The organism is Paenibacillus canaveralius (genome assembly GCF_047238265.1).
GTDB lineage: Bacteria > Bacillota > Bacilli > Paenibacillales > NBRC-103111 > Paenibacillus_F.
This window is the reverse complement of sequence record NZ_JBDFMM010000001.1, coordinates 3461428-3471868: the sequence shown is the minus strand read 5'-3', so window position 1 is coordinate 3471868 and position 10441 is coordinate 3461428. Positions and strand designations below refer to the sequence as shown.

At 52.9% G+C, this 10441-nt stretch carries 9 protein-coding genes; 4 read left to right on the top strand and 5 right to left on the bottom strand.

Annotated features, from left to right (window positions below; translation table 11 throughout):
* Positions 1 to 69 precede the first annotated feature (69 nt).
* A complete protein-coding gene (locus tag ABC395_RS15570) occupies positions 70 to 1089 on the bottom strand; it encodes an alpha/beta fold hydrolase (RefSeq protein ID WP_413004475.1) in 1020 nt (339 codons plus the stop codon).
* Positions 1090 to 1233: 144 nt separating this feature from the next.
* On the opposite strand from ABC395_RS15570, the gene ABC395_RS15565 reads away from it, so the two are divergent.
* From ABC395_RS15565 to ABC395_RS15550, 4 genes are all read left to right on the top strand, one after another.
* Positions 1234 to 2169 (top strand): LysR family transcriptional regulator, encoded by a 936-nt coding sequence (locus tag ABC395_RS15565; RefSeq protein WP_413004473.1) that lies wholly within the window; start codon positions 1234 to 1236, stop codon positions 2167 to 2169.
* 398 nt (positions 2170 to 2567) lie between these two features.
* Positions 2568 to 3794, top strand: coding sequence for a multidrug effflux MFS transporter (locus ABC395_RS15560; RefSeq protein WP_413004471.1), 1227 nt, complete (start codon positions 2568 to 2570; stop codon positions 3792 to 3794).
* Between the two features lie 214 nt (positions 3795 to 4008).
* The gene (locus ABC395_RS15555) at positions 4009 to 4605 is read left to right on the top strand and encodes a nitroreductase family protein (RefSeq protein ID WP_413004469.1); all 597 of its coding nucleotides are present in this window, start codon (positions 4009 to 4011) and stop codon (positions 4603 to 4605) included.
* A 207-nt stretch (positions 4606 to 4812) separates the two neighbouring features.
* On the top strand, positions 4813 to 6093 hold the full coding sequence (locus ABC395_RS15550) for an N-acetylmuramoyl-L-alanine amidase (protein ID WP_413004467.1): 1281 nt from the start codon (positions 4813 to 4815) through the stop codon (positions 6091 to 6093).
* Between the two features lie 114 nt (positions 6094 to 6207).
* Here the strand turns inward: ABC395_RS15550 and ABC395_RS15545 are convergent, their stop codons facing one another.
* Genes ABC395_RS15545 through ABC395_RS15530 form a run of 4 tightly spaced genes read right to left on the bottom strand, consistent with a single transcriptional unit; the run spans position 6208 to position 10341 of the window.
* Complete coding sequence (locus ABC395_RS15545; RefSeq protein ID WP_413004465.1) at positions 6208 to 7317, bottom strand: GerAB/ArcD/ProY family transporter; 1110 nt, start codon at positions 7315 to 7317, stop codon at positions 6208 to 6210.
* Positions 7318 to 7336: 19 nt separating this feature from the next.
* Positions 7337 to 7549: a hypothetical protein gene (locus ABC395_RS15540; protein ID WP_413004463.1), complete on the bottom strand. Its 213-nt coding sequence runs from the start codon at positions 7547 to 7549 to the stop codon at positions 7337 to 7339.
* Positions 7546 to 8727 carry a Ger(x)C family spore germination protein gene (locus ABC395_RS15535; RefSeq protein WP_413004461.1) on the bottom strand — a complete coding sequence of 394 codons (1182 nt, stop codon included), beginning with the start codon at positions 8725 to 8727 and terminating at the stop codon, positions 7546 to 7548. The genes ABC395_RS15540 and ABC395_RS15535 overlap by 4 nt, the downstream gene beginning before the upstream one ends.
* Positions 8728 to 8739: 12 nt before the next feature.
* On the bottom strand, positions 8740 to 10341 hold the full coding sequence (locus ABC395_RS15530; RefSeq protein WP_413004460.1) for a spore germination protein: 1602 nt from the start codon (positions 10339 to 10341) through the stop codon (positions 8740 to 8742).
* Positions 10342 to 10441: the final 100 nt, after the last annotated feature.

The window sequence follows — 10441 nt, the reverse complement described above, 5'->3', positions numbered from 1 at the left end:
AGAAATAGAACCGGGCTAAAGAACAGGGAATCTTGCCAGGCTTGACAGACATCCAATGCAAGTGACGATCTATTCTTTAGTGCTAAGTGACAACAAGTGTTTTAGATTGTCATCAATAAATTGATTATCGGCATTGTTGATTCCACGTCCGGCAAAATGGCCCCAGATCGATTGGATGGGTTTCAAGACCGCATGAGGTATACGCTTAGCTTCGTATTCATTATCGTCCGCTGTGCAGAAGAGATCCGTGCTTCCCGGCATGATACAGGCAAGAGCTTTTATGCTCTGAAGTGCTTTATCGAAGTCTCCGTTATAGGAGGGGTTTGCACTGATATCTGCATGTTGGCCTGTCCATAACATTGCCAGAACATTATGAGGATCCATATTCATAAAGCTATCTTCCCAGACACCGGCTACAAAATCCTCCAATGTGTCAAATCCCATCTCACGGTAAAGCTCTTCTCTATAAAACGCATGTGATAGTCCCCATCCCGCATACACCCGACCAACGGCACGCATGTCTGTAGAACTTAGCAGGTTTAATTTACTTGAGTCGAAGCCGACTGCTGATAGCAGTGAGGCTTTTACACCTTCCAGCACTACAAATGTGTGAGGCCAAGGTTTGGCGATGCCTCCGAAAGGTGCGATTCGTTCGACCATCTCCGGGTAACTTGCCCCCCATTGAAATGCCTGAATGCCGCCCATCGACCACCCGACGACGAGAGCAATCTTTTGAATACCGAATTTTTCGGTCAGCAGTTGGTGCTGGAATCGAACGTTATCATAGATGGTTACCTGCGGAAAGCTAGCCCGATCAAATGGAGGAGGCGTGTTACTGGGAGAGGAAGATAGCCCATTGCCCAGCAAATTGGGCACGATAATAAAATATTTCTCTGGATCGAGTGCCATCCCGCTGCCAATGAGCCATTCATTCTGAACATGATGATCCCCAAAAGCCGTTGGATAGACAATAACATTATCCTTCTGTTCATTTAATTTTCCGTATGTTTTATAAGCAAGAAAAGCATTTGGTAACTTTACTCCTGATTGTAAGAGTACATCACCCAAATTAAAAATTTCATAGTCCATCGTATAGTCGCTCCCTTCAAAATGAAAAACCACATGTTAACTGTGATCTCTTGTGCTCAGTATAGAGCCGTGATACTCTCAATAAAAGTGAATAGAATTCAAGATAGCTTTCAATAAATTTGATAGATGAAGGGGAAGCACCGGATGGAATTACGTCAACTGAATACGTTTTGTACGGTTGCAGCAACATTGAATTTCACGCGGGCAGCAGAGGTGCTGAGCTACGTTCCTTCCAACGTCACGATGCAAATTAAAGCATTGGAAGATGAGCTAGGTGTTCGCCTCTTTGACCGGTTGGGCAAGCAACTCGCGCTCACAACTGCGGGTAAACGCTTTTTAACACACGCCCGAGGCGTTCTTGAAAAAATGGACGAAGCCCGCAGCGCTGTCCATGATAATGAAAAACTCAATGATACCTTAACGATAAGTGCGAATGAGGTTATTTGCTCCTACCGGCTTCCGCCTGTCTTCCAACGCTTTCGTTCGCAGCATCCGGGAGTTCGTCTAATCTTCCGTTCAGTTCCGAATCAAGAGCTCAAGCAAACGCTCTTTGAGGGAACCACGGATATTGTTTATATGTTGGATGAACCCATTCGCTCAAGTGGACTTTCCGTGGAACCTTTGCTGGAAGAACATTTCCGATTGCTAGCTGCTCCGGATCACCCGCTCGCCAAACGAACTGTGCTTCAGTTGGAAGATTTTCACGGAGAAGTATTCCTGACGAATGAAAAGGGTTGTCCTTATCGAACTATGTTTGATCGATCATTTGAGAAAGAGGGCATTGATAGCCTTACATATTTAGAGTTTCAAAGTGCTGAAGCCATTAAACAATGTGCAATTTCAGGAATCGGTATTGCCTTTCTTCCTGAGATCGTCGCGGAATCCGAAGTTGAACGCGGAGAACTTGTTGTCCTCCCATGGCAAATTCCGGACTTGCAGGTATATACACAGATGTTGTGGCATAAAGACAAGTGGCTTTCACCAATCATGTTATCTTTCATAGAAGCAACCAGCTCAGTTTTTGGTTCACAGAATGAGAAACTAGTTTTTCCGGCGGAGGGCAAGAACTTAACTCCATAGCTGTAAAGGATTTTCGTGAACGCCGGCCAGGACTTAATGAAAAATGGATGCTAGGATTACGGCTTATATGGGGTGGCACAAAACCCTTCGTCCTGATATGCGTTCGGTGCGAATAGTTGGTCATGCAAGTGCAGAGCAGGTTTTATACCGCACATTAACAAGGGTCTCCTCAAATCGGTGAGTCAGGCTCACTCGGCGCGGCGGGCTGCGGTAACGGGAAGAAAACGAAAGCGGAACGTCTGCATGCGGACGTTCCGTTTTTTTTGCCGCATTCCCGGAGGGTGTTGACAGCTTGTAACTTTATAAGTTACAGTAAACGTTGTTCTTTTTACGGATGCTTTCGTTTATAGTAGGAACGGACAAAGCAATCAAAATTTCACAAGATAGGGTTGAATCGGATGAGTAACAACAGTCTTGCCGCAGCGGAAGGAGCAGGCCGTTCGCGGAAAATTACGCTCGCCGTCATTCTCGGTTCCTTGTCGGCTTTCGGACCGCTGTCGCTGGATATGTATCTGCCTGCGCTTCCCCGGCTGGCGGACGATCTGCATACAACGGCCTCACTGGCTCAGCTGAGCCTGACCTCCTGTCTGCTGGGACTCGCGATAGGGCAGGTTTTCGCGGGTTCCATCAGCGATATCAAAGGCCGGCGGGCGCCGCTGATGACCGGACTCGCCATCTATACGGCCGCATCCTTGCTGTGCGCGATCGTCCCTTCGATCTGGGGACTTATCGTGCTCCGGTTCATACAGGGAATGGCCGGGTCGGCGGGCATCGTGCTGTCACGCGCAGTCGTGCGGGACATGTACAGCGGCTCGGAGCTGACGCGGTTTTTCTCGCTTCTGATGCTTATTAACGGAGTCGCGCCGATCCTTGCGCCCATTGCGGGCGGGCAGCTTCTCCAGTTCACCTCCTGGCAGGGCGTATTTATCGTACTGGCCCTGATCGGCGTCATCATGCTGCTCGCATCCTGGAAAGGCCTGCCCGAAACGCTGCCCCCGGACAGGAGAACGAAAGGCGGCGTCAAGCAGACGGTCGCCGTGTTCAAAACCTTGCTGCGCGACCGGATTTTCATGGGCTACGCGCTGTCGCAGGGGCTTGTGGCCGCGGCCATGTTCGCCTATATTTCGGGATCGCCGTTCGTGATCCAGAACATTTTCGGCGCATCGCCCCAGATGTTCAGCCTCTTCTTCGCCATCAATGGCCTTGGCATCATCCTCGCGGGTCAAATCGCCGGGCGCCTGGCCGGACGGGTGAGCGAGACGAAGCTGTTGATCAGCGGCCTGGTCATTGCCGGTCTCGGTGGCGTCACGCTCCTTGCGATGATTCTTGCCGGAGCGGGGCTGACGGCTATCCTGATTCCGCTGTTCTTCGTGGTGTCGAGCGTCGGAATCGTAAACACGGCGGGATTTTCCCTGGCGATGCAGAACTACGGGCATTCCGCCGGCAGCGCCTCGGCGTTGCTCGGTCTGCTGTCGTTTATTTTCGGCGGACTCGTCGCGCCGCTGGTCGGAATCGCGGGAAGCGGCACGGCCGTACCGATGGGCATCGTCATCGCATCGTCGGATGTCGGCGCCATCCTTTGTTATTATTTCATGGTCAAGCGCCATAAAGCGCGCACCTCGTAGTCGTCCGTCCCGGCTGCGGGGCTGCGGCCGTCCGCGGATGTGGTTATAAAACGGTTGAATACTCTTTGCTTCCATCAGGGAAGCGGGAGATTCAGCCTTTTTTTGTGCGCGAAAAAATAGTTTAAGGGCCCTGTAAAAAAAGGATGCTTTTTTATTGAAAATAGGTTACACTATAAAAGTAGGTAACTTACAAAAAAGAGGTGGCTAAGAAATCATGGATTTCAATACTGCTGTAAAAAACAGACGCTCGATCTATGCGATCAGCAAAGACGCCGTCGTCTCGGACGAAAAAATCGTAGAACTGGTAAACGAAGCTGTTAAACATACGCCTTCTTCTTTTAACTCCCAAAGCGCGCGGGTGGTCGTTCTGCTGAACGAACAGCATGACAAGTTCTGGGATCTTACTAGGGAAATTTTGCGCGGTATCGTCGGTGACGGCGAGAAGTTCGAAGCAACCGCCCAGAAAATGACACTCTTCAAAAACGGCTACGGAACGGTGCTGTTCTTCGAAGATCAAGCGGTTGTGGAAGGGCTGCAGCAGCAATTCGCGGCCTATGCCGACAACTTCCCGATCTGGTCCCATCATTCTTCCGGCATGCTGCAATTCGTCGTCTGGACGAGTCTGGAAGCCGAAGGTTTCGGCGCTACCCTGCAGCACTACAACCCGCTCGTCGACGAAGCGGTGCGCAGCGAATGGAACGTGCCGGCTACCTGGAAACTCGTGGCTCAAATGCCGTTCGGCAAGCCTGCCGCTGAAGCCGGCGAGAAACAGTTCGCGCCGCTAGAAGACCGCGTGAAAGTGTTTAAATAAGCTTTTCGGCTCTGTTATAAAGACCTTCTCTTCCGGGAGAAGGTCTTTTTTGCTTGTATGACGGGTTAAATTGTCCTCTTCGCTAATTTTTCTCGCGTGTACAAGGGCGTTTGAGCTATATTCGAGGGGGATGGACATACACACTCGCAGCCGGAAGAAAGCCGGCATACTCTGTCCTATCAAACAGACGTTGAAGAGGTGAGGAGAATGGCTGTATCCCAGCATCCGATCATGGGCACTTCGCAAGCTTCGTCAGATGTCATCACAGCATTCATTCGCAAGGTGAATCCGTCCTTCAACCCGGAAATAGCCAGGCAGTTTCTGAGCGTAGGGGCCAAATACGGCGTCCGCGGCGATGTTGCCGTCGCTCAGTCCATTCATGAAACGAATTGGTTCCGATTCGGGGGGGACGTCAAGCCCGGGCAGAACAACTTCGCGGGAATCGGGGCGACGGGGGGAGTTCCCGGCAACAGCTTTCCGACCATCAAGGACGGCGTTACGGCCCAGATTCAGCATCTTTTCGCTTACGCGTCCAAAAATCCGCTCCCGGCGGGGGAGACGGTTGTCGATCCGCGGTTTTCGCTTGTCACGCGCGGCGCCGCGCCGAACTGGGAAGATCTTGCCGGACGCTGGGCCGTTCCCGGTTACGACAAGAAAAAATACGCCAGCCTGCAGGCTGCCCTGGAAGCGGGAGAATCTTACGGGCACTCCGTCCTGAAGCTTTACGGCAGTATGGTTGCGGCGGCTCCGGCTCCGTCGCCGGGCCCTAAACCGCTTATCGTGATCGACGCCGGTCACGGCGGCACGGATTCGGGCGCTTCCGGCAGCGGCCTGCTGGAGAAAAACTTGACGCTTGCACTGGCTTTGCAGGTCCATGACCGGCTCGTGAACGAGTACGCGGCCAATGTGAAGCTGACCAGAAGCACCGACGTTTTCGTTGCCTTGTCCGAACGCGCCAATCTGGCAAACGGCTGGGGAGCGGCTTATTTCGTTTCCATTCATATTAATGCAGGCGGTGGAGAAGGATTCGAATCTTATGTATACCCGGGCACTTCGGGAGGGTTGACGGGACAGAAACGCACGATTGTGCATGATACGGTTTACAAATATTTAAGCACGCTGGGGGTCGCGGACCGGGGCAAGAAGGAAGCGGATTTCGCGGTGTTGCGGGAGACGGATATGTCCGCCGTACTTCTTGAAAACCTGTTTATCGACAACGCGGTCGACGGCAAGCTGCTCGGCAATTCAGGTGTACTTCAAAATCTGGCAAACGCCATAGGAGACGGGGTGGCAAAAGCGATGGGACTGAATCCAGGGGTTCAACCGGAAGTGCCGGACTGGAAAAGAGAAGGCGTGGATTGGCTCTACGAGAAAGGTTTTCTGACCGATCCGGCATGGAGAGACAAACTCGACGAGCCTCTTCCTTTGTGGGCGGAGGCGGCTATTCTGAAGCGTTTGTACGATCTTCTTAACAGAAACGGGGCGTAATAAGCGCAGCGGGAAAAGCAGTCTGTAAACAGGCCGGTCCGATACTCGGAAGCGGCCTGTTTTAGGTGCGGATTCCGTCAGGACGATGCTTCAGGCCGGAGCCGTTTTCGGGGCTCAAGCGGAAGATTTCCTGACGGGCTGCCGCCTTTTGAGCCGGGAACGGAGCGCGTCGGCCAGCAGATAGACGATGGGAATCAGCTCCGCCAGCAGGATCATGGGTACCTCGGCCGTTCCCGCGAACCGGTCCAGCGTTTCGGACGATTTCACCATCCAGAGGCAGAGGAAGACGACCGTAACGCCGAAAGGCAGTGTGAGCGGCCGGGGATCCTTCATTTTCAGAGTCTGCGTGACCGCAATCACCGAGATATACAGGAAAAGGCTGATTTTGACGAGCAGCGTGAATAACCACATCAGAATGAGAATCGGGTCCATGTTCTGGATAAAATTGCCGAGCTGAATGTAGCGCGTCATTTCCAGATTGGCATAAGTCAGATTGGCTGCCAGGGACGGGCCGAAAAGGAGTACCATCGGAATCAGATTTCCCAGCGTCAGAACCCCGGCGGTGACGATCGCCCATACCAGTGCCTTCATCGTCTGTCCCGTTTCTTTGAATTTGGGGAAAAACAGCGCGATAAACGTCATTTCTCCAAAAAGACCCGTAATCATGGCGGTTGCTTTAAAAATGCCGTGTCCGTCAAAGTTGGTGATCAGGGATACGACCGAATAGGGCGCGATATCCTGGCAGGAAGCTACGGCAACCAGCACGACAAGAGCCAGTGTCAAGAAGAACACGCCTTGCGTCGAGCGGAAAATATTCGTCACGCCCGAGTGGACAAGCCTTGTCGTGCAAAGTCCGAGCAGGCCGGCCACGGCCCAGAGAGGAGTGCCCGGCAAGTAAATTTCGACGATAAAGTCCGTCAATTGCCTCAGAACAAGCGCCGCCGTAAACAAATAAACGAACGCCATGAACAGGACGAACAAATAATGCAGAGGCCGTCCGACAATCTCCTGGCCATACTCCGCCATATAACGTCCGGGTCTGCGGCAGCTTAATTTGTAAGCCAGGTAGGTAAGAACGCCTCCCAGGAGGCAGCCGGCAATGACGGGAATCCAGACTGAATAGCCCGCATGATCGATAAGGGGCGCCGCAAGAAAACTGACCAGCGTAGACAGAAGATACTGCGTGAACAGCATATAAGTCTGCAAAGGGGTTATTTTGTCCATGTTTGCCTCCTTTCACGGGTTAAGACGTCACATTCACGGAACCGAAGACGATTTCGAGCCAGTTAACCAACGTTTCGCCGTTTCTCGTATAATGCAGAAGCAGAATGCAGACGCAGAGCACGCCCGTTACGCTCAAGGAAACGGCGAAGGTCCGTCTCTTTTTGCCGCAGCGCACCAGATATCTCCATTGCATCCTCATCACGATCGCATACGTCAAGAGAATCGCAATCATTTCGAAACCTCCTCGCCGCCGTGCGGCTCTTGGGAGAATGTTTTCTTAACCACCCCGATCCGCCGGATGGTGGCGTCGGTCGTACATCGGATTTCCACTTGTTTACTGAAAAACTCATTCCATTTTTTACTGAGGCGGTTCCATTGTTTGGGATATTTCCACTCCATATAGCGGTTCAATTGAAAGGCATCGGTGCCCATCTGCCGGGTCAGCAGGATCGAACGCTCAACGTCTTCCCTGATTTTGTCTTCTACACTTTTTTCCATTTTTTTGAGCTGGTCGTGATTTTCTAAATCAATGGCGGAGTAAGAAGCGACGACATCCAGGTCCGTTTTCACATGGATGCTGTACGTGAGGCGGTCCCCTTTAAACTCCGGACGGATATCCGTCGAATTCCGCTCGACAAGCAGGCTGACGGTTTTGCCGTCGGTCGGAGAAGGCACCGTGATCTCCCGCGTTTCGGGCTTGCCTTGTATCCATAAAGCCCCGGCGGCTTTTTTGCCCGGCAGGGAGCCTATCATCTTGTCCTCCTTAAATACGGCCGCTCCGTCCGGACCCATCCAGTTCTCTTCATTGGTTTCGTTCATAATACCCGCTTTGCCGAAGACGAGACGGGTCGCCAGAAAATCTCCGCCCATATAATGGGCTTTCAGAATATCCTTGAAATTGATCGTCGTCGCGATTTTGCGCCGGCCGTACGCGTAGAAGATGTCGGACGGAAAACGCTCCATCGTCAGAGGCAGCTGGATAACCTGTGTGGCGGGGCCGTGCGTTACGAAAAGGTTCGCGTTGATGTGTACCCGGGGTTCCCGGGCGATCAGGTCCAGAAGCTGGCCGATTCCTTCTTCGGCATACCGGTTTCCGATGATGACGACACGGGTTTGTCCGAATGTGATTTTTCGCGAGAGATCGTTCTGGATTTTACGAAACGCGTCGCTCAGGTTCGAATCGATCTTCGAAAAATACGTAAACGGCTGGCCCTGGGATTGGGAGGAGCCTCCCACTTCGCCCGGGATGAGCCGGTTCGCCAGGGGCATGCCCAGCACAAGCTTGTAGCCCTCGTCCGTTTTGTCGACCATCACCATCCTCACGAAGGCCCGGTCGTTCAGCTCAACCGAAGACCAGCATCCCGCAAGCAGAAGAAGAGAAAGGAAGATGCCCGCTAATCTTGCCGTCATGCGCATGCTCGTTCAATCTCCTTCCTCGGCGGAATTTGCCCACTTGCGGCCGTCCGGTTTCTGCCTGTGAAGGTTACGGGAGGAAGTGAACTTGGGCCGCGTGATCATCGTCCACCACGGTGCCCTCACGAAAACGTCTTTCAAATCTTTCGGAACCATCGGCACGACCGGTGAGAGGTAAGGGATGCCGAACGACCTCAGCTCCGTGAGATGGATATAAATCAGAATCATGGCGCAGGCAATGCCTACGAGCCCGAAACCGCCCGCCAGAATCATGATGGGAAAGCGCAGCAGCCGGAAAGAGAGCCCGAGATCATAGTGCGGGATAATAAAAGAGGCGATGCCCGTCAGCGAGACGATAATGACCATCGCCGCGGAGGCGATGCCCGCCTGTACGGCCGCCGTCCCGATAATAAGCGCGCCGATAATGGAAACGGCCTGCCCGACCGATTTCGGAATACGCGTGGCCGCTTCCCTCAGCGCTTCGAAGAAAACTTCCATGATCAGCGCCTCGACAAACGCCGAGAAAGGGACGACTTCTCTGGACGAGGCGATTGTGATCAGCATTCTTTCGGGAATCGTTTCCGGATGAAACGTCGTAACGGCGATATAAAAGGACGGCAGCAGCAGAGAAACGAACAGGAACATGTACCGGATCCAGCGGATCCACGATCCCGCCCAGAACCGCTGGTAATAATCTTCGGCAGACTGCATCATCATGAACAAGGTGGTGGGCGCCATAATGACAATGGGCGTGCCTTCCACAATAATGGCGATTCTGCCCTCGAGAAGGGCGGAGGCGACGACATCGGGACGTTCCGTATACTGCAGCTGGGGAAAAGGAGAGTAAGGATTGTCTTCGATAAATTCTTCCAGGTAGCTGGAGCCCATGACCGCATCGATGTCGATGCCGGCGAGCCGTCTGGCCGCTTCGTCGACCAGCGAGGGATTGCAGACATCTTCCATGTAGGCCGTTATGACCCGCGTGCGGGTCTTCGTCCCGATGATTTGTTCCGTACATTTGAAATCAGGCGTTCGGAGCCGTTTCCGGAGCATAGACAAATTGTCCTGGATGTTCTCGACGAACGCTTCCCTCGGCCCGCGGATGACGGTTTCGCTGTTCGGTTCGTCGATCTGTCTCTTGATATAAGAACTCAGACCGAACGACATCATGCGGGGCTCCAGGTCGAGCAGGAGCACGGCGCTGCCCTCCAGAATATCCTGAAGCGCGTCCTTCAACTTCAGGAGCGTTTTCTGACGGTCGGCGGGAAGCATTCTTCGTTCGAACAGGTTTCCGGCAAGAGTTTCTTCGTCCTGCACGAAACCGCCGCTGAGAATCTCTCTCAGCACGCTCTGCTGCAAATCGTTCCGATCCACGGAGCCTTCGATATAAACAAGGAGACAGGGCGTATTTTTCCCCGCCGTAAAGGTGTGGTAAACGACATCGGAGCAGTGGGCGAGCCGGGCTTTCAGCCAGCCGGTTCTCTCCTCCAGGGAATAGCTTTCCGGTTCTGCCGGTGTGCCGGTGCCCTTACTCTCTTTTGACGACGGTTGTGACGGGCGTTTGGGAGGACGGTTTGCAATTTTGGAAATCCCGCGAAGAAAAAATGCCATGGCGTATCCTCTGCCTTTACTCGTGAAGTCCCCTTAGTTTGTCTTCAAGCGTTTTCTTTATTCTGGATGTGAAGGAATGAGAAGGAACAGGCCTGCACAG